The sequence below is a fragment of the Mucilaginibacter gracilis genome, assembly GCF_003633615.1.
GTDB classification, from domain to species: Bacteria; Bacteroidota; Bacteroidia; order Sphingobacteriales; family Sphingobacteriaceae; genus Mucilaginibacter; species Mucilaginibacter gracilis.
On sequence record NZ_RBKU01000001.1, the window covers coordinates 2,939,261 to 2,962,635 of the forward strand.

Genomic DNA, 23,375 nt, shown 5'->3' on the forward strand with positions numbered 1-23,375 from the left:
AAATTACGTATTTTTATAGTGTAATCAACCAGTGGAAATCAGCGTTTTAAACACTTTCGAGGACTTTATGCAAGAGCCGGAACAGGCCTGGCAGCTCTACCGTAAAATGGTAGCATTTGCCGACCTTTTCGATTCCGATGCGCCCGATGCCATGAAGGTATTAGAAATGGCTATGAGTCGCTCTGATAAAGCTGCACAACAAGTAGATCGGCTTATTGAACTGGTTCAGCAGCAGGATGAGGTCAACGGTAAATTGACAGCATCCCTGACATTGGCGAATGAAACAAACCAATCCCTGTCAAATCTGAATAAAGAATTGCGGGAATTGACTGAAACTAACGTCGGGGATATTAAGGCCGCTACAGCCAATTCCGAGAAAGCAATACAAATAGCACAAGAGGCGGTTAAACAAAGGGACAATGCTGAATCAAGAGCTAACCTACTGGAAGAAAAACTAGCGCGTGCGCAGTTCCAACTGATGCAATTGCAGCGGATGATCTTTGGTAAGAAAAGCGAAAAGTTCACCCCTGAGCAGCTCAACCAGTTAAGATTGGATATTCAGGCCGATGAGATCGGCAGCGAAACCATTACCGGTATCACCGATATCAGCTATACGAAGATCACCACGGTAACTACACCTAAAAAACACCCGGGCCGTAACCCTCTTCCCGCGCACCTGCGCCGGGAAGAGCTGGTACTGGAACCTATCGATAAAGCCGAAGGTGATGTGTTCGTGCGCAACGATGTGAGCGAAACGCTGGAATACATACCAGGCGAGTTTTTTGTAAAAACAACCATCCGCCCGGTTTACTCATCTAAGCAGGAAGACGGCAGTACCCTGATGAAACAAGCCGACCTGCCGGTAGAAGCGATCGATAAATGTATCGCCGGTGCATCGTTACTGGCTTATATCGTAATCTCGAAGTATATCGACAGCTTACCGCTGTACCGCCAGATCGAGATCTTCAAAAGAGCTGGCGTTGAGATCGCTTCAGGAACCATGAGTGGCTGGATCACCAAGGTTTGCGAACTGCTGGAACCACTGTACGAGCTACTGAAAAAGGAAGTATTAAAGGCAGATTACCTGAACGTGGATGAAACGACGATGAAGGTCATCGAAAAAGGGGCCAAAACAGGTAAAACAGCACTGGGTTACTTCTGGGTCTATCTCCATCATTGGGGAAAGCTGGTCTTTTACGATTACAAACCTACCCGGAGCGGCGCAGTGCCCGAAACGATGTTGCGGGATTACAAAGGTTACATTCAGGCAGATGGTTACCAGGTTTACGAGACAATTGCTGCAAAGAACGGCAATATACTGGTATGCTGTATAGCGCACGTGCGCCGCAAGTTCGAGGAGATCTATAAGAACAACGACAAGCGCGCTGCTTTGCCATTGAACCTGTTCAATGAATTGTACGCCATTGAAGCCGAATGCCGTGAGGCAAACTTGTCCTTTGACGAGATAGAAGCGGTTAGGCAGGAAAGATCAGTGCCGATACTCGCCCAAATAGAAACATGGTTAAGGGCGACTAAACAGGAAGGCGGCATCGATGCGCCAATGCGTGCCGCGATCAACTATGCACTGAACCGCTGGGATAAGCTGACGCTTTATTGCAGCAATGGCAAACTGACCATCGATAACAACCAGGTGGAAAGAGCGATCCGCACCGTGGCCATTGGCAGAAAGAACTACCTGTTCAGCGGTTCACACGAAGGTGCGCAGCGCAGCGCCATGTTGTATAGCCTGACGGCTACCTGCAAACTCAACGGCATTAACCCGCTGGTTTGGCTTACCGATGTGATGCAAAGACTAGCTTATCTTCCGAAAGAGGACAAATACCTGGAAATGCTTTTGCCACAAAACTGGCAACCGAAACTGGCAGGCATGTCTATGAATCAAAATAACAAACAAGTATTGATATGAATAAAAGTCACCATTATAATGTAAAGATCGAATGGACCGGCAACACCGGATCGGGAACATCATCATACACTGCTTATGAACGACAGATTGAGGTAAGCTCTATTGGAAAGCCAGTGATCCCAACCTCTTCAGACCCTGCGTTCAGAGGAGATAAAAGCAGATACAACCCAGAAGAACTGCTGGTAGCATCGTTATCCTCATGCCACATGTTATGGTATCTCCATTTGTGTGCAGAGAACGGTATTGTTGTGGTTAAATACAAAGATGAGGCAACAGGTATAATGACCGAAACGGCCAACGGCAGCGGGAAGTTTGAGTCGGTAACGCTAAAGCCGGTTGTCTATGTTAGTGAGCCGCAAATGATAGAAAATGCTATCGCCTTGCACAAGAAAGCTAACGAAATGTGCTATGTCGCCAAGTCCTGCAACTTTCCGGTATATCATGAACCTGATTGCAATACTGACGAAAAATGAACCATGGAAATATGCCCTCACCGTTATTATGGAAATCAAAAAAACAATACGGGGTTACCCGAGTGCTTACGCACCGCCAGTACACCAGTTTCATCAAGCCACATACTGCATTGCCGATGATGTATATGGCGGATGCTATACGCGCTACGTTGGAATTAATGGATGCCCCAGCGGAAAAATTGACAGTACGGACAGGTTATAATGTACACGCGTTAAGTTTTACGCCCGAGCAGTTAGCGGCTGAAGTGGAAAAACAACTACCATCATTCAAGATGTATTATAAACCCGATTACCGGCAAATGATTGCGGACAGCTGGCCAGCTAGCGTCGATGACCGCCATGCACGCCATGACTGGGGCTGGGAACCTCAATATGATTTGAGTGCAATGGTAAACGATATGCTGAAGAATTTGAAACAACAATTACAATACACATGAGCTTTAAAATCGGAATAGTGCTCATTGTAGCCTTTGCCATTTTTATCGCTTATAAAATATCCAAAGACGATGACCTGGACTAACAAGGGTCAGCGTTGCCGGAACTCCGTTCTTTATACACAGTTAATAATAAATAGTTAGTAGTTAGTTAAAGTGAGCGTATCCCGGACTGATCGCCGGGTACGCTTTTTAGTTCAAATTCGATTTTGCCTATGTAAAAACCTTACGTTAATATTTTATTTCTATCTGCTATTTTCTAAAATCTAAATCTATGAGAAACCATGAAGAGATTATCAAACGCTTATTTAAAATTTTATGCAGTTATAAGGTACAGCCCGAGGCGCTGAGGGAATTTTTGCAGGCAGTAATGACCGGGCGCTTATATCCCGAGCGCGAGATTTTGTATGAACACAACAGTACGGTGACTGATGCCATTTTTGTTTCTGCTGGCTTTGTAGCCTGTTATGGTTTTGGCGAAAACGGTGACAGGCAGGTTGTCGGCATCTACGGCAAGGATACGATCATCGCCAGTAAAAGCTTTACCAGTGAGCAGCCTTCGGTTTATGAATGGGTAGCGCTTCCCGGCGCTTACCTAATGAAAATAGGTTACAACCACATGAAAACGGTTTATGCCACTTTTCCTGATGCCGAGGAACTGGCAAGATTGGTGATGGCGGATGCTGCTGATAAAGATTTACAGCGCGTTCACCTGTTGAAACGTGATGCAGAATCTGTGGTTTATGAATTTTATAAAAAGGATTTCCCGGAGTTTTACCTGCCAGGTGGGCTGATGGTAGATTCGGATGTAGCTTCTTATCTTTTGATCAGTGAAAGCACCTTGCGCAACACCAGGGCGAAACTAATCAGGGAAGATAAACTCCCTTAAAATAAGCCGTTTATAATCAGGTGATTGCTTGCTTAATAGTTAAAACTTACTCTGGAGTCACTTTTTTAGAGGCATGGTTTAATAACAATTTAAGAACTTACGTTCTTACAAATACTTATTATGAAAACCATACTTAAATTAAAATTCCATTTGACAATAAACAGCTTAACTGGCGCAGTCTTGTTGCGCTATCTGATAAGCCCTAACTATTTTCTATCTTTACAACTGGTTAAAATTGATAATACGAAACAGACATAAGTCTTTAATAACATAGAACGATAGCGTTCACTAACCTTCCGGACAAAATAAAGCCGCTAACTTTTGAATCGACCAAGGAAGACAAGTGTAATGCCTGCGTTAGCGCGGGCTAGCCTTGTTTTGGAGTCGGGGTACTTAGCGGCACCTTTTTGTCCGGACATGGCGACACCCTCGCGAACGCAGGTTTGCTGTCGGTTAGCTGCTTCTCCGCAGGTTAAAAGGCGCATTGATCTGACTTCCCCATCTGAATTTTACTGTGCTACTCTCCATGCGAATAAGCGGTTATTAAATTAATCTTATTAATAATCTTAAACTGCTTATGCGTACGATCAAAATTCAATTACCTTTAATTTCCTGGATATTTATCCTGCTTGATATTTCCCTTTTCTGTTTCCAGTTTATTCGTGTTTATTTCCATCCCGGTGAAGGCAGGCACTGGCGTGCTACGATGTTATGTTTGCTGATCATTATTTACAATTGTATTTCGGGAAACCTGTCGGCGCTCTGGGTACATATCTCTATAAATGTGGCAGTTTTATTTTTGGTTGTTTACCTTTTAACTAAGAAAGTAAGGGATGTCTCTGATAATTCTAATAAAAAGGTGGAAGAACCGCCAGCGGAAACACCGGACATTCCCTTTCAAATGCTGGAAATTACTGAAGCGATGGCGGTGGTTTTCCTGGAGAACTGCCATCTCTTCCAATTTACGGCACGAGAGATCGATGTTTGTCTCTTGCTTGCCAAAGGAATGACCTATACTGAGATCGCGGAAACGTTGCACATTTCTAATTCAACGGTCGATTCCCACGCCCAAAAGATTTATAAAAAATCAGGGGTCAATAGCAGGGTTGCCCTGCTCAATAAATTCTACCAAAAACCGGGACAATAGCACGGTTTTTTTTATGGGGATAATTCCTGAATTGTCCCCTCTCTACGCTGTTTTGACGCATGTCTGTTACAAATCGTGAATTTTCACTATTGTTTTTTTAACGCTTTTGGGCGCACATTTGGCTGAAACCAATTGGATGTGCCTATGGAAAAATGATACTTATTCTGCTGATTAATTAATGGTAGCCTTCGGGCGTCAGCAGGTTTATTTAAATCATCATATATGCGTAAAAACAATTTCAAAGTGGCGTTTCGTGAATTACGGGGCAAGCTTAAAGTGATCTCAGGTAACGATGACTTGGGTCTGGTGGAAAAGTTCAACGAGGCGATTGCCCTGATCAGGGAGTATCTAAAGGATGTCAGGACTTCGGTGCTTGGGAATCCGTTTAAAGAGAAACTGGAACAGATTTATTTTTACAAGTTTGAGAAGCCGGAATATTATGCTTTAAAGATCTACCATGTGGCTTTGTATACCCTACTGGCCCAAAGACCGGCAGGTCCGCCGGATATCCTCCGCAAATTCTACCTGGAGGAACTGGAATTTATACTGCGCTATTTTAATCAGCATGCTTTTTACTATGAATACTACCGTTCGGGTTTCACGGAAATGGATGAGGTGTTGTTTATTCCAGGTGCGGTCATGGCTTCGCCCTTACTGCATGATGTGCCCGAATTAGACCCGGTTTACTCGACCAGCGGGGATTATCTCTTTTCCAAATTTATTGCCTATGAAATGTTGCAGGAATATATCCTGAACGAATTAACAGCGCTTGACCGCCCGGTTCCGGGCGTCGGTAATGGCATTATGGGCGCTACGGGTATGGCTGCGATTGCCGGTAAAAAATGGTTTGAATGGACGGGCGAATTGATCAATGTGGTGGAATTGGGTTATGGGATTTATCTCTCTAAACAGTTGAATGACGGGAAAGCGACCCTGGCGGAGATTTTCCGCTGGTTGAATGAAAGTTTTGGGTTGAAGATCGTTAATCCGGCCAATAAGCTGGCCGAGATCAAACGGCGCAAAAGGATTTCGCGCACGCATTTCTTCGATTTTTTACAGGCGGCTTTTATAGCCTATCTGGACGAAGACGATGCTTTTGACCCGGATGAACTGTTGGGAAATGGCCGTTTAAACTAGTGTTGTGGTGGTCTTGAGATTTATTTATCAGTACTACTGATAAGCCCGTTTCCGGCTTCCTGACCTTTGATTTTGTGATCCGGGGGCAATGGAGCAGCCGGAATAATAAACAACAATATTATGTTAAAATCATTTTCATGGCCGGACTTTTTACTGGCCGCAAGCGTGTTCAGCCTGTTTTGGTTCCTGATGATCGGGCTGCTGTTTTACCGTAAAGAAGTCTTCGGCTTGTTGTCAGGCAGTAAGGCCGATGCCGAACCTTTACCGCATAGCTGGCAAAATGAGGTGGAAGAATTTGAGTATTCGTCACCGGATGACCTGATGGGCAAGTCTGCACTGGACGAAGGGGTGGCACTGGTATCAGCGGAGGATTTTTCTTTCGTGGATAAGGGCGAACAGCTTGGGTTGCTGGCAGATGTGCAGGAGGAAGTAAAATCCATTTGCAGCATCCTGGAGAAAGAAGACGGCGGTAAGGAGTATTTCCTGTCTCTTTTCACCCTGGTAAAAAGCAAGTACCCTGCGGTTGCTTCCAGTCCGGCACTGTCGGCGATTAACGCTTTTATCCGGGAGCATGTGCCTTTCTTTTTGTCCGATGATGAACTGGACAGCCTTTGGGTATAGTTCTTTTGGTCTTTTTAATTGCGGGTCGGGTTTGGTTTCCATTCCGAAAAAACAGGCGGTACAATGAGGTACTGCCGATTTGGAAAACTAAACAAAGACAGCATGAAGAAAAAATTAAAGGTTCAGATGAATCGGGCAAGTGTACACAGTGATAAAAAACAATTGCTTGCCAAAGGCTGGCTGTTGACGGTAACACTTTGCGTGTACCAGATGCTTTGCAGTGTAGCGGCTTATTGCCAGGATGGCGCGGCGGGGATAAATGAAGCGACCAATAAGGTCAAAGGCTACTTTGATTCAGGCTGTAACCTGATGTATGCCATTGGCGCGGTTGTCGGATTGATCGGTGCCGTGAAGGTCTTTAACAAGTGGAAACCGATGGTGCGGCACAGATATGGTTCGCGGGGATGCCGGGTAACGATTTTCCCATGAACGATACATTTGATACGTTCGCCGAACAGGCGGTTTGTTTCTTCAATATGGAAACTAGCTACCGCTCGTCCCTGTCGCCTTTCGGCATCCGCCTGGGCGACCGCACTTCGGGTTATCCGTTACACGTGGATATTTCAGATGAACCCATCCTGCGGGGCTGGACGACCAACCGCAATAAGTTTATCATTGGCCCGAGCGGTTCTGGTAAGAGTTTTTTCACCAATCACATGGTGCGTTCTTACTATGAGCAGGGCGCGCAGGTGGTATTGGTAGATGTGGGCCACAGTTATAAAGGGCTTTGCGACCTGGTGGGCGGGTATTATTTCACCTATTCGGAGAAATCGCCCATCCGTTTTAACCCTTTTTATATCGCTGAAGGCGATACGCTGGATACCGAAAAAAAGGAAAGCATCAAGACTTTACTGATGACGCTTTGGAAAAAGGATGATGAAAGTTATACCCGTTCGGAGTATGTGGCCATTTCCAATGCGTTGACCCTATATTATGAATACCTGCCTGCACATCCTGACGTGTTCCCCTGCTTCAATTCCTTTTATGAATTCCTGATGGAGGAATACCTGCAAGTGCTGGAGGACGGAAAAGTACAGGAGCGGAATTTTGACGTGGATAATTTCCTGTATGTACTAAACCCCTACTATAAAGGCGGTGAGTTTGATTATCTGCTGAATGCCACCAGTAACCTTGACCTGCTTAACGAGCGCTTTATCGTGTTCGAGCTGGACGAGATTAAGGAGCATGCCATTTTGCTGCCTATCGTGACGATCATTATCATGGAGGTCTTCATTTCCAAAATGCGCAAGCTGAAAGGTGTGCGCAAGATGATCTTACTGGAAGAAGTATGGAAAGCGATCTCCCGTGAAGGTACTGCGGAATACATTAAGTACTTGTTTAAGACCGTGCGAAAGTTTTTCGGTGAGGCGGTAGTTGTTACCCAGGAGATCGAGGACATCATATCATCCCCCATCGTGAAGCAGGCCATCATCAATAACTCGGACTGTAAGATATTGCTTGACCAGAGTAAGTATCAGAACAAGTTTGACGATGTACAGGCGCTCATGGGCTTGACGGACAAGGAAAAGGCACAGATCCTATCCATGAACAAAGCCAATGATCCCACTAAAAAGTACAAGGAAGTGTTCATTTCGCTTGGCGGACAGCAGAGTAAGGTGTACCGTACCGAGGTAAGTTTGGAAGAATACCTCTGCTATTCGACCGAAGAAAAGGAGAAAATGAAAGTACAGGAATACGCCGCCAAGTACGGCGATATCCGTAAAGGGATCGCCGTGCTTGCGGCTGAGCTCCGTAACGGAGCGAAGATTTTTTAACCATTTAACTCAATTCATTATGGAACTAGTATTCAAAACACAATCAACAAAAAACGTAGGCCTGGCGCTTATCGCTTTACTACTTATTTGCTTTTTCGGTTGCCATTCACAGCCTGATTTTAACGGCATCTACGTTAATCATGCCTCCGGCGAGTTCAGTGTTGCTGACGACACGCTGCAAGTGGAGCATGTGCAGGAACAGCAGTATCTCATTCACCGCAAAACTGGTTACCGTGAGATCGCTGAAGATGGCAAACCAGGCAAACTGCAATGGCATAACGAGGAATGGAAAGCGGTTTATGACCCTGATACCAGGGTGATGACAGAAAGCCGTAAAGGCCGCACGCTGACTTTTGAAAAAGGATTATTGGTTTTAGAGCGCAGCCGCTACCGGCGAATTAATTAACTGAATGATGTATGAGAAATAAATTAAAAAGAATGATAAGAACCTATATGGTTGTTCTGCCGCTGAGCGCCACGACCATACTTGTGGCTTTGCCCTCCGGGGCAAATGCACAGGTGATAATTGCGGAGGTGATCAAGGCGGCAATCAAAAAAGTAGTGAAGGCCATAGACCTGAAGGTGCAGCGCCTGCAGAACCAGACCATCTGGCTGCAAAACGCCCAAAAAACGGTGGAGAACCAGTTGTCCAAGTTTAAGCTGGACGAGATATCCGACTGGACGGAAAGACAGCGGAAGCTGTATGCAAACTACTATGATGAGCTGGTCAAAGTGAAAGCGATGATCGCTACTTATCAGCAAGTCAAACATCTGGCAGAAACACAGACCAACATTGTCCGCGAATATCACTGGGCGATTGCGCTGTTCAATAAGGACAACCATTTCAGCCCGGACGAGCTGACGCACATGGAATCGGTCTATAAAGGGATACTGGAGGCGAGTATCCGAAATCTTGACCAGGTGTTTATCGTTACCAACTCCTTTAAAACGCAGATGAGCGATGGCAAGCGGCTGGAGCTGATCAATGAAGCTTCGGCCAAAATGGACGATAATTATTCGGACCTAAAGCAGTTCAACCAGCAGAATATTACGCTGTCCATACAGCGTTCTCAATCGGCGCTGGAAGTGAAAACCTTAAAGCAGATTTATGAGGTCAATTAAAAAATGTGGCTATTGCTTTTGTGTCCTGGCATTGGTTTGCTGTAGTTCGGTTAGCCGGGCACAAACTTTTGCCGAGTGGTTTAAACAGACGAGCACCCAAAAAAAGTATCTGCTGCAACAGATCGCGGCCTTACAGCTTTATACCGGCTTTCTGGAGAAAGGCTACACGATTGCCAAATCCGGGCTGGGCACCATTAAGGACATCACAAGCGGGGAATTTGACCTGCATTCGCTTTACATCAGTTCGCTAAAACGGGTCAACCCGGTGATACGGAACGATAAGCGGGTTGATGGTATTTTATCCATGCAAACTGAATTGCTAAAGCGGTTCAATGAGTTGGATGGACTGGATATATTGCCTGCCGATAATCAGTCGTATATCAGTTCAGTAAGGCAGGCTATCACGGACTTGTGCCGTAAAGACCTGGATGAACTGGAACTGATCATTACGTCGGGCAAGCTGGAAATGACAGACGACGAGCGTTTGCAGCGATTGGGCAAGGTCTATGAAAGCACGTTGGACAAGTATGCGTTTACGCAGCAATTTACAGCGGACGTTACGCTCCTGGTTATTCAGGTGAGGCAGCAGCAAAACGATACACAATCATTAAGGAGGTATTATGAAAACAATTAAAATCACGTTGTTAGGTCTATTGCTATCCTTTTTCGGGTTGCAAGGTGCATCAGCGCAGTCTACCGAGATTCAGCAGTTGTTATTGAACGTGGAAAAGCTGGCGCAGTTCAAGCAGATTCTGTCCGATATGAAAAAAGGTTATACCATCCTTTCGACAGGCTATAATTCGGTAAAAAACATCGCCCAGGGCAATTTTTCCCTGCACGAGACTTTTCTGGATGGCTTAATGTTAGTTAGCCCCGAGGTACGCAAGTATTACAAGATTGCGGATATCATCAGCGATCAGTCTGCCTTAGTTTCCGAATATAAATCCGCTTATAAGCGGTTCAGTGGCAGCGGTAATTTCAATGCGGGGGAACTGGATTACCTGGGCAGGGTTTATGGGATTTTATTTAACCAAAGCCTGGAAAACCTCGACCGGCTGATCATGGTCATCACTGCCGGAAAATTGCGCATGAGCGACGATGAACGCTTGCAGGTGATTGACCAGATCCATGCCGATACGCAGGATAAACTGGTTTTTCTCCGTTCGTTCAACCGGGAAACGGCTGTACTCAACCTGCAACGGCAAAAGGAAAAGGATGATATATCAGGAACAGCAGCCTATTACAATTTAAAGTAGCAATTATGAAGAAACCAATTTTAATGACCGCATTTATTGCGGCACTGGCCATGCTTTTGCCTTTTAGTTCCCATGCCGAAGGGCTGGCAGACTATCTGGGCGGGATGCAGCCGATACTGGATAACGTCTATAACGAAATGATACCGCTTTGCGGTAACCTCATTGGTGTGGCACAGGGACTGGCCGGTTTCGGGGCATTATGGTACATCGCTTCCAGGGTCTGGCGGCACATTGCCAATGCCGAACCGGTGGATTTTTACCCTTTACTCAGGCCGTTCATGCTGGGCGCTGCCATTATCGCTTTTCAAACTGCCGTTATCCCGTTGCTGAACGGGGTACTCAAGCCGGTGGTTATGGCTACCGCTGCGATGGTCAAAAATTCCGATGACGCGATAGCGGCACTGTTGAAACAGAAAGAAGCAGCAGTAAAGCAAAGCAGGCAATGGCAAATGTACGTTGGCGAGAGCGGGCATGGTGATATGGATCGCTGGTATGTGCGCCCATAGGGGTATATGGTAAATGTGGCTTGGCAACCACGAGGCAAGTGTTTTAATACGCCTCTCAACAGCCGACTTATCCGAAAGGGAAACTGGACGGTGAGTGTAGCATGTCGGAAAAGCCACAAGTCAACTAATTGTCGTGTTGCGACTGAGTGGCGAGTTGAAAAGATGGATATGAGGATGAAATCTGGATTGATTGAACGATAGTCTGAATGGTCAATCGGTTAGACTATGACGGAAGACAGTTATAAACGTCATAACATGGGTACTGTACTACATTGTACCAGTAGTTACAGCATAAACAGACCCATGACAGAGCTGCAATAAGCAGAAAAGGACGAACATCGCATCCGACAATCCATCGCGCCAATAGTTACCATATATCTAAATGGGGATTGCTCTAAGTTGGAATGCCACTGGCGTGGCTATGGGGATTTGCCCCTGAATATCCAATATGGCAACGGAGCCTCCGTAGTAGTCCGAGCAAGGGAAAGCCTTGTACATGGCGAAGGGAGGCAGTCAATTTAGTTTAATACGATTAAAGGAAAATGTGAGAGACATGAGAAATCCCGAAAAAGTATTGAACAGTCTAGCTAAGCACAGCGGAAACTTGGATTATAAGTTTGAAAAGCTGTACAAGGTTCTGTTCAATGAAGAGATGTACTACACTGCCTATCAAAAAATCTACAGCAAAGTAGGTAACATGACGGCAGGTGTCGATGGTAGCACCATCGATGGAATGAGTATGTCCCGAATTGAACGGCTGATTGCATCGTTGCGAAACGAAACTTATCAGCCAAATCCTTCCAAGAGGACATATATACCTAAAAAGAATGGTAAAAAGCGTCCGCTTGGAATACCCTCTTTTGATGACAAACTGGTGCAGGAAGTAATCAGGATGATCCTTGAAAGCATTTACGAAGGGAGTTTTGAACACACTTCACACGGGTTTCGCCCGAGAAGAAGCTGTCATACAGCCCTACTTCAGATGCAAAGGTCGTTCAACGCCACCAGATGGTTCATCGAAGGCGACATAAAGGGCTTTTTTGATAATATCAATCACGAAGTATTGATAAATATCTTGAAAGAACGCATCGCAGACGAGAGGTTCATTCGGTTAATCCGAAAGTTCCTCAACGCAGGGTATGTCGAGGATTGGGTGTTCCATAAAACATATAGTGGCACACCACAAGGGGGCATAATTAGCCCCATACTTGCTAATATCTACCTTGATAAGTTTGATAAATACATCAGGGAATACATCGGCAGGTTCGACAAAGGGAAGAAAACCAAAGTGCAACGTGAGTACAAAAATTATGAGCCAAAAATATACCAACTGGCAAAGCAACTAAAAAGTGTAGAAGACAAGGAAGTTAAAAAGCAAATGATTAAAGACATCAACTTACTTAAACTGGAAAGAAGTCAAATCTCCTCCATTAACAGGATGGATGATGACTATAGAAGGCTAAAGTATGTGAGGTATGCGGACGATTTTATGCTAGGCGTTATCGGTAGTAAAGAGGATTGCAAAAAGATAAAGGATGACATCAAGGCTTTCCTTGATGAAAAACTGAAACTAGAGCTATCTGATGAAAAAACCCTTATAACCAATGCAAAGAAACCTGCCAAGTTCCTAGGATATGATGTTTTTGCACGCAAGTCCAACAAAACTAGAAGGGATAAGCGTGGAAGAAAGGTAAGAGCTTTAGGAGGAAAAATCGTGCTGGCTGTGACCACAGAAGTAATGAGGAAAAAACTATTTGCCTACGATGCGATGAAAATCAATATTCAAAATGGTAAAGAAGTTTGGGAACCACGCTTCCGAGGTTATATGAAGGACCTTGACGACTTGGAAATCATTAGTCAGGTCAATGCAGAAATCCGAGGCTTTTACAATTATTATTCAATTGCCAATAACAGTTCGTATGTCAACTCCTTCTCCTATGTGCTGGAATACAGCATGTACAAGACTTATGCGATGAAGTATCAAACGTCGATAAGCAAGGAAAAGAGAAAGAGGGATGTCAACGGCGTATTTACCATCTGGTATAAAAACAAGGAAGGTAAAACACGCTTCTGTCGCTTTTACAATGGGGGCTTCAAGCGTCAAAAGGATGCACGCAGTGCATTCGTGGACAACCTCCCAAGAACAATTACCCTAAGGGGTGGCAGAAATAGCCTCATTGATAGGCTGAAAGCCAAGATATGCGAATACTGTGGCGCCAACGATGATATCGAAATGCACCACGTTCGCAAATTGAAAGACCTGAAAGGTAAAAAGGATTGGGAGAAAAGAATGATTGCAAGAAATAGAAAAACTTTAGCACTATGTTCAACATGTCACGACAAATTACACGCGGGAAAGCTAGACTGAATAAATTGTACGGAGAGCCGTATACCTGGAGACAGGTACGTGCGGTTCGGGGGAGAGTTCTTGGAAACCTACCACAGTTAATGTGGCAAGGCGCTGGGTACTTATCCTACAAGTACACGCATCCTGAAGATCCGAACCGGGAAAAGGAAGGCATGTTTGAAGGCCTGGGCAATGACGTAAAATTCTACATGGATAAGGCCAGTTATAATTTCCGCAATTCGATCAAGGAATGGATGAGCGAAGTGTTACAGGTTTTGTTTGCAGCAGCGGCTTTGTGCATTAATACCATCCGCACCTTTTACCTGATCGTACTGGCGATCCTCGGGCCGCTGGTATTTGGCTTTGCCGTTTACGACGGCTTTCAGCATACGCTCACGGTCTGGATGGCGCGGTACGTCAACATCTTTATGTGGCTGCCTGTCGCTAATATCTTCGGCGCCATACTGGGTAAGATACAGCAAAATATGCTCAAAATCGATATCAACCAGATCGGGCAAGCTGGTGATACTTTCTTTTCAACCAGCGATACGGCTTATTTGGTATTTCTCGTGATTGGCATCGTCGGTTATTTCACCGTACCCAACGTGGCCAATTACATTGTCCATGCTGGCGGAGGCAACGCGATGCTGCAAAAGGTCAACACGCTAGTGGTTGGCGGCACCAGTGCCGCTGCTTCTACGGCACAGACCGGCGCAGGAATGGCGGCTGATGCCATGGGCAATATCTACCGCAGGCTCAATAGCGGCGACCAGTCCGACGATAACGACTATTTCAAAGACAAGATATCCGGTAAATCATAAACACACATTATGTTTAAACAACTCAAAAATATCGACACGGCTTTTCAGCACATCAAGCGGTTTAGCCTGGTGCTGATCGCGGCTAATGTGCTGATCTGTGGCCTATGGTCGTTTGTGACCTACAAGGCCGTTACTGAAGCGCAGCAGCGGGTGCATATCCTGTACAATGGCAAGGTGTTCGAGGCATTTGCCTCGACACGTAAGGCCAATCTTCCGGTTGAACTGCGTGACCACATTAAGGACTTTCATCATTATTTCTTTGACCAGAGCCCAGATGATAAGGAGATCAAAAAGAAGATCAGCAAAGCACTCTACTTGGCTGACAATTCCGCTAAAAAGCAATATGATAACCTCGTGGAGTCTGGCTATTACAATAACCTGATCTCTGCCAATATCTCCCAGGAAGTGGAAATTGACAGCATCAAACTGGATATCAATACCGCGCCGTACCGGTTCACCTGTTACGCCACCGAGAAACTGGTCAGGGCAAGCAATACGGTTATCCGCAAACTGGTTACCCAGGGCGTGATACGTGACCTGGGCGATAAAACGGACGATAACCCGCATGGCTTTCTGATCCAGCAATGGCAAATACTGGAAAACAGCGATGCGACTAATGCGCAACAGCCATGAGGATATTTAAAAGAAAACCAAAGGCATTAAGCCCTCGTCAGGAACAGCGCGCAGGCCGGATCGCAGGTGCCATTTTACAAAAACAGCGGCAGGCGGCGGATTACCTGAACAGCCGGACGGCTGGAATATCGGGCAAACGCTGGCTTATCCTGTTGATTTTGTTCTGCGCCACCTTTGGCAGTTATTGCCTGTACCTGCTGATACAGGACTTTAATTCACTGAATCATTAACCTTTAAAACTATTTCAAATGACAAAGAAAAAAATGGATAAGCGCAAGATGCTGCTTATACTACCGTTCATCATCCTGCCTTTCCTGGCACTGGCGTTTTACGCCCTGGGGGGAGGCCAGCAGGTTGTCGCTGTGCAAGGCACAGCTGGTAAATTCCTGACTCTACGCTACTCCGGCCTTTGGGCCTTGCTTACCGGCAAAACCGGTTTGCTAATGGGGAATTATGGTGGAGATGACCGGATCGTTTTTGTGTCGCCAAAGGATATCGCCGATGCGGTTGCTGAGGAGCTGCTATTACAACCGAAAGAAAAAACCATCCGTTACGTGGGCAGCGAAGAAATGACCTGTAACGAAGCTGCCAGGATAATTGGCAGCGCGGTGGGCAAGCCATGGTTAAAATGGGCGTTGCTTTCGGACAAGGAAATGCTGCAGGGATTAAAAATGGCCAAAGTACCTGAAAAGCTGGCGGAAACATTGGTGGAAATGCAGGCGGCGATGCACAGCGGCAAGACGCTGGAAAACTTTCATCAAAATAATCCCAAAATGGGCAAGGTTAAACTTGCTGATTTCGCTCAGGAGTTCGCCGCAGTCTATCACCAAAAATAAGTATCTTGTGTTATGAACAACCACCAGCTATTCCGTTTCCAGACGATCACCGAATATCACCGGGCGGCGGGCCTACCTAATCCTGCACACCCATTGATCAGTGTGGTGCATATGGATGACTTTAACAGGCCCTTGGCACAAAATTCATTCAGTTTAACCTATGATTTTTATTCGATCTCACTGAAAAGGATGAAGAACGCCAAATTCAAATATGGCCAGCAGGCCAGCGATTTTGATGAAGGTGTGTTGTTCTTTATGTCGCCCGGTCAGGTTTTTGGTATGGACATTGAAAAAGGCAGCGTACTGCACCGGCCCGAAGGGTGGATCATCCTGATCCACCCTGATTTTTTGTGGAATACGCCGCTGGCTAAAACTATTAAACAGTACGAGTTCTTCAGCTACTCAGTTTATGAAGCGCTGTACCTATCTGACAAGGAAGAAACGATGCTCACGACCATCACGCAAAATATCGAGCAGGAATACCATGCCAATATCGACCGGTTTAGTCAAAGCGTGATCATTGCCCAGCTGGAACTCTTGCTAACCTATTCCGAAAGATTCTATCAGCGTCAGTTTATCACCCGCAAGATCGCCAGTCACGAAATCCTGATCAAACTGGAAGATATGCTTACTAATTACTTTAATAGCGGCTCGCTTGCGCAAAAAGGGTTGCCCAGCGTTACTTACATCGCCGAGAATTTAAATATCTCGCCCGGCTACCTCAGTGGTCTGCTAAAATCCCTGACCGGGCAGAATACGCAACAACATCTGCACAATAAGCTGATCGAACTGGCCAAGGAAAAGCTTTCAACAACAAATCTCACCGTCAGTGAGATCGCTTACGAACTCGGATTTGAGCACCTGCAGTCGTTCAGCAAGCTTTTCAAGACCAAGACCAATCTCTCGCCGATGGAGTTCAGGCATTCCTTCAATTAGCCTACGAAAATCCGCAATTAGCTTATAAATCGCCGGAAGCGGTGCCTGATCTTTGTGTTATGAAAAATCAACACAAACGGATCGCCCTCGTCACCGGGGCTAACCAGGGCGTCGGCCTGCAGGTCGCCAAAGAATTAGTTAAGGCTGGCGTCACGGTTTTACTGGGTTCACGCAATTTTGAAAAAGGCGAAACAGCCGCCAAAGAAATCGGGAATGGCGCGATCGCCATCCAGATCGACGTAACAGATCAGGCTTCAATAAATGCTGCAGCAGAACGCATAGAAAAGGAATTCGGCAGGCTTGACTTGCTGGTTAACAATGCCGCGATATCTAACACTAATAAAGGCAATTTAAGCCTGGCGGAATATGCACAGATCAGCAAAGCAAGTACCGCCTCCCTAGATGAAGTGCGCTCCGTATGGGAAACCAATGTGTTCGGTGTGTTAGCCGTTTACCAGGCCATGCTGCCGCTGCTGAAAAAGTCTGAAGGCGCTCGAATCGTCAACGTATCCAGCGGTGTGGGTTCACTGGCTTCAAATGCCGACCCTGCATTCCCTTACCGGGCTTTCTATGGCCCCGTATATGCCGCCTCCAAAACCGGGCTTAACGCCATGTCACTGGCGATGATGATCGAGTTGGAAGGCACCGGTATAAAGCTTAACTTAGTATCGCCTGCTTTCACCAGCACCGCCCTGAATGGCTTCGAAGGCACCGAATCTGTTGAAGATGGTTCACGCGAAGTGGTAAGGGTCTGCCTTTATGGACCTAACGATCCGAGTGGTACCTTTACCAGCTGGGAAAACACGGAAATACCCTGGTAACAATCAAATGAAAAAGGAAACGGACACTACTTATAAATTTGAATCGCTGTCGGAATTTCACCGGGTGCTGGGCCTTCCAAAGCCCGTGCACCCGCTGATCAGCTTAGTCTATAACACCGATGGCAAAATTCGGATCCCGGACAGCACCTGTAAACAGTTCATGCTGGCCTTTTATAAGATCTCCTATAAACCCAACCTGAAAGGTAAATTCAGGTACGGGCAGCATTATTATGATTTTGACGAGGGTGGTCTGTTCTTCCTGGCACCGAACCAGCTAACCGGAACGAGCGATCAGAACCTGGACTTTAGCGGCTTTACGCTATTCGTTCATCCCGACCTTTTGCAGAACTATCCCTTAGCCAAAAAGATTCATCAGTATAATTTCTTTTCCTATTCGGCAACGGAAGTATTGCATCTATCCGACCAGGAAAAGGCGACCGTTTTATCCATGGCCCAACTGATCGATGAGGAACTCAATAGCCGGATCGACAGGCTCAGCCAGGACGTTCTTATTTCCCAGCTCGAGCTATTTTTAAACTACGCCGACCGTTTCTACCAGCGCCAATTTCTTACCCGCAAAGCGGTCAATCATGACCTTTTACAGAAACTGGAAGAAATATTGAACGCCTATTTCGAGCACAAAGCAGCGGATAAGGGAATTCCAACGGTACAATACCTGGCCTGCGAGCTCAATCTTTCGCCGCATTATTTAAGCGATATGCTCCGTTCCCTGACCGGGTTAAATGCTCAACAGCACATCCATCTGAAGCTCATTGACAAAGCGAAAGAAAAGTTATCCACCACCAACTTATCAATTAGCGAAGTAGCCTATCAATTGGGCTTTGAACATCCCCAATCCTTTAGTACTTTATTTAAATCAAAGACCAGCCTTTCGCCACTGGAATTTAGGAAGTCTTTCAATTAATTAAAAAGAATATGAGCGATAAGCTAACTATCATGACTTTAAATTAAGTACGATAAAAAACGGCGTGCAGCAAAATCAGTTTAGTTTGCAGACCTTAATATTAAAGTTTCTACATGAATGATTTTGCTTCTATCAAAGCCTGCTGTATCGTCTGCAAATTCAGCGCTTTTCATATAGCGTTCGGTCATCCCGTCTACGTCAGCATTGTCCGGAAAAGATACAAGGGCTACGACCTGGTTTGCTCCCCCGGGCGTATTGCCGATCCAAACACCTTTGACTTCAAATCCGAACCTGGGAAGGTTGATCCGGTGCTTAGACCAATGGTCTTTAAAATAATGTGCTGCAGTTTCCTTGTCAGCAAGGGTATAAATTCTTAACTGTTCCATGATGTTGATTTATTTTGATGGTTCTTTGATTGAAGGTTTAGCGGACAATAAAAGGATGCCAACCACTGAGCAAATCAGGGTCGCTACGATATGTGGCGCCGCTTGTTGCACACTGGTATAACTTTTGCTTAATACAGTAATCATATCGGAAACCGGGATGATCGTTGCCACAAATAACATCACGCCCAGAGCCCGGCGTTCTTTCATCAACACCAAAGCGCATAACAATATCCCGGAAAATATATCCCGGATACCTTTGATGTGATGAAAGGAGTAATCTCCATTGGCATTAAAGCGGATGCCGAATGCGGCTGTTGCGACTTCAGGAGAGAAAAAAAAGCGGGCTCCCAGGAACACCATTCCCATGCCTAGTACAAATGCGATTGCATAAGAGATTTTCGTTGTCATGATTATTTTGTTTTTAAATGTTGATACAAAATTATCTCTGCGGCAGCGGGCGTTCATGCACCTGGGTTAACAAATTAATTTTGTGTGGGAATTCTTTTACGGACTCGGCCAATCATATAGAACCAGGTGAGCGCACGGGTGAATACAGGCGCGGAACCACTAATATGGTTTTTGACGTGCATGGTGGCAGCAAAATTTCTTATGAAGATTATGCTGCTGCTCTGGCTGACGAAATCAAAAACAAGCGATTTTTAAACCAACAGTTTTAGCATCGGACATTTACCCGACAATGAATAAGGATTTGATGATATTCAAAGCTTGATTGATACCGAAATAGGTATCTTAAAAGAGCGGAAAACTGCTGAAAATTCAACCGGAACAGAGGAAAGTGGGGCGCAAACGCCAGCGAATGAGGATGCGCTATCCGGACAAATGATGTCCATGTAAGTTATTTCGTTTTGCTCAAATCGTGTATATTATTTTGAAGTAGTTTAGATGAATGTGTTTTCAAATCAAAACATTTTGTACGCTGAATCGCCGGTGAAAGAGAATTTAACCTTATAATAAAAAGGAATATCCAAGGATATTATCTTACTTTTTACGATAACCATATCGTTCTTTAATTTAAAAAGAAGGCAATCTGTTTATTTTTTTACGAAAAATCATTCCTGCAAAACGATTAAATGAACAGATCGTGAATTTACAGTAGCAAAATCAATAGAAAATGGCTTTAAAGCTCTGAGAAATCGTTAAAAAAGGAACAATTACTTGATTATTTGAAAATTTCACTACATTTATCTTTGGAAAACTATTGATGATCAATGCAAACGGATGTGTTACAAAGTTGTAGTGATGAAGTTCTGCTGGAAATGATCCGGCTAGAAGGTAACCATTCGGCTTTTACCACGCTTTATGATCGCTACTGGAATAAGTTACTCGCTATTGCCTATAATCTCTTACGCGATAAGTCTTCTGCCAAGGAAATTGTTCAGGAAGTATTCATTAGTTTATGGAACCGCCGTACAGATATTGAAGTACGGAATGCGGGCAGTTACCTTGCAACCGCAGTAAAATTTTCAGTTTTTAAGCAAATTGAAAGGCAACGAAGATACCGACATATCGAATTAGCTGAAATTGGTGATTTACAATTAGCTACCGTAGATGATAAAATTGAAGATTTATTCATTAAAGAATACTTGGCCGGATTGTTAGAAGCACTGCCTGAAAAGTGCGCCGTGGTGGTTAATTACAGCCGTATACGTGACTGGAGTAATGCTCAGATCGCAGAAGAGCTTAACATAGCCGAAAAAACAGTGGAAGGCCACCTTACAAAGGGATTAAAACTGATCCGCGCAAATCTCAAAACTTCCGGAATGCTATCTTTATTAACCACATCAGCAACATGGCATTTATTCAGATAACATTACTTCAAAGTAAGTAACTATCCAATTACATTCATAGTAACTAAGTTTTGAAATTCACACCGAGATTATTAAACAGCACCTGGCCTAAGGTGCTCTTGCTTTTCATTCTATGCTTGAACTTTAATGCCGCTCTCAAAGCGCAGGAAGTAACCGGGGGAGAGCGACCTGCCTATGTAAAAAGTAACACTTCCGGGTTAATATCTCCCGGAACTCACGTATTTAAATATAAAAATCCGATCATCCAGGATACAACGATTTCAATGCGCGATCATGCAATCATCCGGGTTGGAAAAAAGTGGTACTGTACCGGCACTTCTTTGCCGGTATGGACGGGGCCTAATCCTGGTGTGCGCCTGTTAGTTTCTGACGATATGATCCATTGGAAGCAGGACTCCTGGCTGATCGATGCATCAAAGCTTCCGCCCGACTGCCCATACAACGGACGTTTTTGGGCACCCGAGATCCACTATATTAAAGGAAAGTTCTGGCTTATCGTTAATAGTGGCAAAGTAACGCCGCAAGATCCGAAAGGGATGGCCAATCACAGTATCTGGCTATTCAGTGCGCAAAAGGTCACAGGCCCCTATAAACTGGTGAATGGCCCGTTAACGCCGCAATATAACAATGATGCCACCTTATTTGAAGATACGGATGGGCAGGTGTATCTGTATTGCAGCGGCAACGGGCTTTTCCAGGCCAAGCTCGACCTGGAGAAAGGGAAGATCATCGGGGAGCTGCAAAAATTCCGTACCGCCCGCGAAAGCATTAATCCTCGCTGGATGTGGGGCGGTATCGAAGGGCCGTTCGTACTGAAGCGTGAAGGTGTCTATTATATGTTCTTTTCTACCTGGACAAGGGGCTACGAAGTAGGCTTGCTAAAATCCAGATCTCCATTAGGACCCTGGGTGCTGGCATCGCCCGAACCGATATTTGGAACACGAAAAAAAGCTTACAGAGGAGAAATTGCTAAAGTTGCCGGAGATTTTGAAGATACGCCGGACCCTTATTGCGAAACAGGCCATAATGCCATATTTGAGGGGCCGGATGGTAAACTGTGGAGTTCCTGTCACTATGTTTTTTATAAAGGGCAAAAATTTCCGTCGGTGAACGAAATGGCAGAGCCTAAACCGCAGATGGGTATAGAGCCCTTATACTTTAGGAATGGCATATTCACGATCGGAAAGCCGACCTGGACAGAACAGACTGTCAGGTATACCATCAAGTGATTATACATATTTCACGCATGAATAAAATGTATGATATACTGGCGTAACTAATAAGATTACAAAAAATTAAAATTATTTTAACCTGAGCAAGGGTTGCACCCGCCATTTTGGTACATACAGTAAAGTTGCTGTAAATATGCGCCCTGAAAACTTAGATGAACTTGTTGCTAAATACCTGGATGGCTCCGCTACCCACCAGGAAAGAGAATTGCTTAACAATTGGTTTCGGCTTGAACAATTAAAACCGTATGAATGGGACGCTGAGCATCCGGACGAGGAAGGCAACCTAAAGGCGGAGATGTTTGACGTTATTGAGCAAAATATCGGACTCAAGCGGCGACCTGTAGTTATCAGGCGGTGGCCGCGTTACGTTGCCGCGGCCTCCATCTTACTGTTCGCGGCTGCCGGATCTTTTTTCTATTTACATTCTCAAAAGCAGGCAGCCTATCAGTCGGCAAATGTTAAAACAGATGCTTTGCCAGGCACAAGCGGCGCAATTCTTACCTTAGCCAACGGCCAGCATGTAGTACTTGGAAAATCCGGATCGGGAATCCAGTCGCTCCAATCGGTCAACCATATTCAAATCTCAAGTGATAGTGCCATCGTTTATAACAAAGGTACTGTTTCACCGTCTTCAATTGCTTATAATACCTTGACGACTCCCAATGGCAGGCAGTTCCACGTTATACTCCCGGATGGAACAAAAGTATGGATGAACGCAGGTTCAACCTTGCAATATCCTATCGCATTTTCAGGAAGGGAGCGAATTGTAAAACTTTCCGGCGAAGCCTACTTTGAAGTTGTACATAACGTGAAAATGCCTTTTAAAGTAGTGGTTAACGGGCAGTCTGTTAACGACATCGGTACCGCTTTTAATATCAATAGTTACACGGACGAACCAGTGATGGCGGTAACACTTGTTGAAGGCAGTGCAAGCATTAGTAATAATGCACATAGCGAATTGCTGCATCCTGGTGAGCAGGCAGTTATTAAGGCGGGTGGCGATAACATTAAAGTAGTACAGGCTGACATAGAAATGGCGATGGCCTGGAAAAATGGATTGTTCCATTTTGAGCATGCCCCACTAAATAGTGCCTTACGGCAAATTGCCCGCTGGTATGATCTCAAAGTCGAATACGAAGGTAAAGTGCCAGATATAACGATCAACGGTGATATCTATCGTGATGTAAAGGCCTCGCAATTGTTTGCGATCCTGGGTAGATTAAATGTGAATTTTAAAATTGAAGGAAATAAACTGATTGTTAAACCCAACCCGCATGATATGGAAAAAATAGACTAAAGATTCATTAAACTCTCTCATTAAT

General features: G+C 45.1%; 27 protein-coding genes and 2 pseudogenes. 27 read left to right on the forward strand and 2 right to left on the reverse strand.

What is annotated here, in order from left to right:
- Positions 1-67: 67 nt before the first annotated feature.
- The 22 genes and pseudogenes from tnpC (at position 68) to BDD43_RS12675 (ending at position 18,606) form a co-directional block, all read left to right on the forward strand.
- Positions 68-1,927: an IS66 family transposase gene (gene tnpC, locus BDD43_RS12565; RefSeq protein ID WP_121197994.1), complete on the forward strand. Its 1,860-nt coding sequence runs from the start codon at positions 68-70 to the stop codon at positions 1,925-1,927.
- Positions 1,924-2,400: an OsmC family protein gene (locus BDD43_RS12570; RefSeq protein ID WP_121197995.1), complete on the forward strand. Its 477-nt coding sequence runs from the start codon at positions 1,924-1,926 to the stop codon at positions 2,398-2,400. Before tnpC ends, BDD43_RS12570 begins: the two co-directional genes overlap by 4 nt.
- The gene (locus BDD43_RS12575; RefSeq protein ID WP_246001564.1) at positions 2,397-2,837 is read left to right on the forward strand and encodes a Rossmann-fold NAD(P)-binding domain-containing protein; all 441 of its coding nucleotides are present in this window, start codon (positions 2,397-2,399) and stop codon (positions 2,835-2,837) included. Before BDD43_RS12570 ends, BDD43_RS12575 begins: the two co-directional genes overlap by 4 nt.
- Positions 2,838-3,108: 271 nt before the next feature.
- Positions 3,109-3,723 (forward strand): Crp/Fnr family transcriptional regulator, encoded by a 615-nt coding sequence (locus BDD43_RS12580; protein ID WP_121197996.1) that lies wholly within the window; start codon positions 3,109-3,111, stop codon positions 3,721-3,723.
- A 577-nt stretch (positions 3,724-4,300) separates the two neighbouring features.
- Complete coding sequence (locus tag BDD43_RS12585) at positions 4,301-4,870, forward strand: LuxR family transcriptional regulator (protein ID WP_121197997.1); 570 nt, start codon at positions 4,301-4,303, stop codon at positions 4,868-4,870.
- A 222-nt stretch (positions 4,871-5,092) separates the two neighbouring features.
- A complete protein-coding gene (locus BDD43_RS12590) occupies positions 5,093-6,007 on the forward strand; it encodes an RteC domain-containing protein (RefSeq protein WP_121197998.1) in 915 nt (304 codons plus the stop codon).
- 189 nt (positions 6,008-6,196) lie between these two features.
- A complete protein-coding gene (locus BDD43_RS12595; RefSeq protein WP_147425626.1) occupies positions 6,197-6,628 on the forward strand; it encodes a hypothetical protein in 432 nt (143 codons plus the stop codon).
- A gap of 102 nt (positions 6,629-6,730) precedes the next feature.
- On the forward strand, positions 6,731-7,057 hold the full coding sequence (locus BDD43_RS12600) for a DUF4134 domain-containing protein (protein WP_121198000.1): 327 nt from the start codon (positions 6,731-6,733) through the stop codon (positions 7,055-7,057).
- A pseudogene (locus tag BDD43_RS12605) lies at positions 6,997-8,403 on the forward strand (TraG family conjugative transposon ATPase); the annotation flags it as partial. The gene BDD43_RS12600 and the pseudogene BDD43_RS12605, both read left to right, overlap by 61 nt.
- 19 nt (positions 8,404-8,422) lie before the next feature.
- Entirely contained in the window at positions 8,423-8,809 is a 387-nt protein-coding gene (locus tag BDD43_RS12610; RefSeq protein ID WP_121198001.1) for a hypothetical protein, read from the forward strand.
- A 32-nt stretch (positions 8,810-8,841) separates the two neighbouring features.
- Positions 8,842-9,525, forward strand: a complete 684-nt coding sequence (locus BDD43_RS12615; protein WP_121198002.1) for a conjugal transfer protein TraI — start codon at positions 8,842-8,844, stop codon at positions 9,523-9,525.
- The gene (locus BDD43_RS12620) at positions 9,512-10,159 is read left to right on the forward strand and encodes a hypothetical protein (RefSeq protein ID WP_121198003.1); all 648 of its coding nucleotides are present in this window, start codon (positions 9,512-9,514) and stop codon (positions 10,157-10,159) included. The genes BDD43_RS12615 and BDD43_RS12620 overlap by 14 nt, the downstream gene beginning before the upstream one ends.
- Positions 10,146-10,781 carry a TerB family tellurite resistance protein gene (locus tag BDD43_RS12625; RefSeq protein ID WP_121198004.1) on the forward strand — a complete coding sequence of 212 codons (636 nt, stop codon included), beginning with the start codon at positions 10,146-10,148 and terminating at the stop codon, positions 10,779-10,781. Before BDD43_RS12620 ends, BDD43_RS12625 begins: the two co-directional genes overlap by 14 nt.
- A 5-nt stretch (positions 10,782-10,786) precedes the next feature.
- A complete protein-coding gene (locus tag BDD43_RS12630) occupies positions 10,787-11,287 on the forward strand; it encodes a hypothetical protein (RefSeq protein WP_211339673.1) in 501 nt (166 codons plus the stop codon).
- A gap of 553 nt (positions 11,288-11,840) precedes the next feature.
- A complete protein-coding gene (locus BDD43_RS12640) occupies positions 11,841-13,655 on the forward strand; it encodes a reverse transcriptase domain-containing protein (RefSeq protein WP_121198005.1) in 1,815 nt (604 codons plus the stop codon).
- 107 nt (positions 13,656-13,762) lie between these two features.
- A pseudogene (locus tag BDD43_RS12645) lies at positions 13,763-14,455 on the forward strand (conjugative transposon protein TraJ); the annotation flags it as partial.
- A gap of 9 nt (positions 14,456-14,464) precedes the next feature.
- A complete protein-coding gene (gene traK, locus BDD43_RS12650) occupies positions 14,465-15,088 on the forward strand; it encodes a conjugative transposon protein TraK (protein ID WP_121198006.1) in 624 nt (207 codons plus the stop codon).
- Positions 15,085-15,318 carry a hypothetical protein gene (locus tag BDD43_RS12655; RefSeq protein WP_121198007.1) on the forward strand — a complete coding sequence of 78 codons (234 nt, stop codon included), beginning with the start codon at positions 15,085-15,087 and terminating at the stop codon, positions 15,316-15,318. Before traK ends, BDD43_RS12655 begins: the two co-directional genes overlap by 4 nt.
- Positions 15,319-15,336: 18 nt before the next feature.
- Complete coding sequence (locus BDD43_RS12660; RefSeq protein ID WP_121198008.1) at positions 15,337-15,924, forward strand: Rossmann-fold NAD(P)-binding domain-containing protein; 588 nt, start codon at positions 15,337-15,339, stop codon at positions 15,922-15,924.
- A gap of 12 nt (positions 15,925-15,936) precedes the next feature.
- Entirely contained in the window at positions 15,937-16,860 is a 924-nt protein-coding gene (locus BDD43_RS12665; protein WP_121198009.1) for a helix-turn-helix domain-containing protein, read from the forward strand.
- Positions 16,861-16,919: 59 nt separating this feature from the next.
- Complete coding sequence (locus BDD43_RS12670) at positions 16,920-17,681, forward strand: SDR family NAD(P)-dependent oxidoreductase (protein ID WP_121198010.1); 762 nt, start codon at positions 16,920-16,922, stop codon at positions 17,679-17,681.
- Positions 17,682-17,688: 7 nt separating this feature from the next.
- Positions 17,689-18,606 carry a helix-turn-helix domain-containing protein gene (locus tag BDD43_RS12675; RefSeq protein ID WP_121198011.1) on the forward strand — a complete coding sequence of 306 codons (918 nt, stop codon included), beginning with the start codon at positions 17,689-17,691 and terminating at the stop codon, positions 18,604-18,606.
- Positions 18,607-18,686: 80 nt separating this feature from the next.
- Here BDD43_RS12675 and BDD43_RS12680 read toward each other — a convergent pair whose 3' ends face one another.
- Both BDD43_RS12680 and BDD43_RS12685 read right to left on the reverse strand, forming a co-directional pair.
- Positions 18,687-18,992, reverse strand: coding sequence for an NIPSNAP family protein (locus BDD43_RS12680; protein ID WP_121198012.1), 306 nt, complete (start codon positions 18,990-18,992; stop codon positions 18,687-18,689).
- 9 nt (positions 18,993-19,001) lie between these two features.
- Positions 19,002-19,400, reverse strand: a complete 399-nt coding sequence (locus BDD43_RS12685) for a DUF4267 domain-containing protein (protein ID WP_121198013.1) — start codon at positions 19,398-19,400, stop codon at positions 19,002-19,004.
- Between the two features lie 17 nt (positions 19,401-19,417).
- Between BDD43_RS12685 and BDD43_RS12690 the strand changes: the two genes are divergently transcribed.
- The 5 genes from BDD43_RS12690 (at position 19,418) to BDD43_RS12705 (ending at position 23,350) form a co-directional block, all read left to right on the forward strand.
- Complete coding sequence (locus BDD43_RS12690) at positions 19,418-19,669, forward strand: NAD(P)-dependent oxidoreductase (protein ID WP_121198014.1); 252 nt, start codon at positions 19,418-19,420, stop codon at positions 19,667-19,669.
- A gap of 49 nt (positions 19,670-19,718) precedes the next feature.
- The gene (locus tag BDD43_RS30800) at positions 19,719-19,847 is read left to right on the forward strand and encodes a hypothetical protein (RefSeq protein ID WP_262707412.1); all 129 of its coding nucleotides are present in this window, start codon (positions 19,719-19,721) and stop codon (positions 19,845-19,847) included.
- Positions 19,848-20,221: 374 nt separating this feature from the next.
- A complete protein-coding gene (locus tag BDD43_RS12695) occupies positions 20,222-20,821 on the forward strand; it encodes a sigma-70 family RNA polymerase sigma factor (RefSeq protein ID WP_121198015.1) in 600 nt (199 codons plus the stop codon).
- A 92-nt stretch (positions 20,822-20,913) separates the two neighbouring features.
- On the forward strand, positions 20,914-22,050 hold the full coding sequence (locus BDD43_RS12700; RefSeq protein ID WP_262707451.1) for a glycoside hydrolase family 43 protein: 1,137 nt from the start codon (positions 20,914-20,916) through the stop codon (positions 22,048-22,050).
- Positions 22,051-22,186: 136 nt separating this feature from the next.
- Positions 22,187-23,350 carry a FecR family protein gene (locus BDD43_RS12705; RefSeq protein WP_121198017.1) on the forward strand — a complete coding sequence of 388 codons (1,164 nt, stop codon included), beginning with the start codon at positions 22,187-22,189 and terminating at the stop codon, positions 23,348-23,350.
- Positions 23,351-23,375 lie beyond the last annotated feature (25 nt).

Coding starts and splice junctions, on each gene's coding strand:
- tnpC (WP_121197994.1), top strand. CDS start 68: ATGCAAGAGCCGGAACAGGCCTGGCAGCTCTACCGTAAAATGGTAGCA.
- BDD43_RS12570 (WP_121197995.1), top strand. CDS start 1,924: ATGAATAAAAGTCACCATTATAATGTAAAGATCGAATGGACCGGCAAC.
- BDD43_RS12575 (WP_246001564.1), top strand. CDS start 2,397: ATGAACCATGGAAATATGCCCTCACCGTTATTATGGAAATCAAAAAAA.
- BDD43_RS12580 (WP_121197996.1), top strand. CDS start 3,109: ATGAGAAACCATGAAGAGATTATCAAACGCTTATTTAAAATTTTATGC.
- BDD43_RS12585 (WP_121197997.1), top strand. CDS start 4,301: ATGCGTACGATCAAAATTCAATTACCTTTAATTTCCTGGATATTTATC.
- BDD43_RS12590 (WP_121197998.1), top strand. CDS start 5,093: ATGCGTAAAAACAATTTCAAAGTGGCGTTTCGTGAATTACGGGGCAAG.
- BDD43_RS12595 (WP_147425626.1), top strand. CDS start 6,197: ATGATCGGGCTGCTGTTTTACCGTAAAGAAGTCTTCGGCTTGTTGTCA.
- BDD43_RS12600 (WP_121198000.1), top strand. CDS start 6,731: ATGAAGAAAAAATTAAAGGTTCAGATGAATCGGGCAAGTGTACACAGT.
- BDD43_RS12610 (WP_121198001.1), top strand. CDS start 8,423: ATGGAACTAGTATTCAAAACACAATCAACAAAAAACGTAGGCCTGGCG.
- BDD43_RS12615 (WP_121198002.1), top strand. CDS start 8,842: ATGATAAGAACCTATATGGTTGTTCTGCCGCTGAGCGCCACGACCATA.
- BDD43_RS12620 (WP_121198003.1), top strand. CDS start 9,512: ATGAGGTCAATTAAAAAATGTGGCTATTGCTTTTGTGTCCTGGCATTG.
- BDD43_RS12625 (WP_121198004.1), top strand. CDS start 10,146: ATGAAAACAATTAAAATCACGTTGTTAGGTCTATTGCTATCCTTTTTC.
- BDD43_RS12630 (WP_211339673.1), top strand. CDS start 10,787: ATGAAGAAACCAATTTTAATGACCGCATTTATTGCGGCACTGGCCATG.
- BDD43_RS12640 (WP_121198005.1), top strand. CDS start 11,841: ATGAGAAATCCCGAAAAAGTATTGAACAGTCTAGCTAAGCACAGCGGA.
- traK (WP_121198006.1), top strand. CDS start 14,465: ATGTTTAAACAACTCAAAAATATCGACACGGCTTTTCAGCACATCAAG.
- BDD43_RS12655 (WP_121198007.1), top strand. CDS start 15,085: ATGAGGATATTTAAAAGAAAACCAAAGGCATTAAGCCCTCGTCAGGAA.
- BDD43_RS12660 (WP_121198008.1), top strand. CDS start 15,337: ATGACAAAGAAAAAAATGGATAAGCGCAAGATGCTGCTTATACTACCG.
- BDD43_RS12665 (WP_121198009.1), top strand. CDS start 15,937: ATGAACAACCACCAGCTATTCCGTTTCCAGACGATCACCGAATATCAC.
- BDD43_RS12670 (WP_121198010.1), top strand. CDS start 16,920: ATGAAAAATCAACACAAACGGATCGCCCTCGTCACCGGGGCTAACCAG.
- BDD43_RS12675 (WP_121198011.1), top strand. CDS start 17,689: ATGAAAAAGGAAACGGACACTACTTATAAATTTGAATCGCTGTCGGAA.
- BDD43_RS12680 (WP_121198012.1), bottom strand. CDS start 18,992: ATGGAACAGTTAAGAATTTATACCCTTGCTGACAAGGAAACTGCAGCA.
- BDD43_RS12685 (WP_121198013.1), bottom strand. CDS start 19,400: ATGACAACGAAAATCTCTTATGCAATCGCATTTGTACTAGGCATGGGA.
- BDD43_RS12690 (WP_121198014.1), top strand. CDS start 19,418: ATGTTGATACAAAATTATCTCTGCGGCAGCGGGCGTTCATGCACCTGG.
- BDD43_RS12695 (WP_121198015.1), top strand. CDS start 20,222: ATGCAAACGGATGTGTTACAAAGTTGTAGTGATGAAGTTCTGCTGGAA.
- BDD43_RS12705 (WP_121198017.1), top strand. CDS start 22,187: ATGCGCCCTGAAAACTTAGATGAACTTGTTGCTAAATACCTGGATGGC.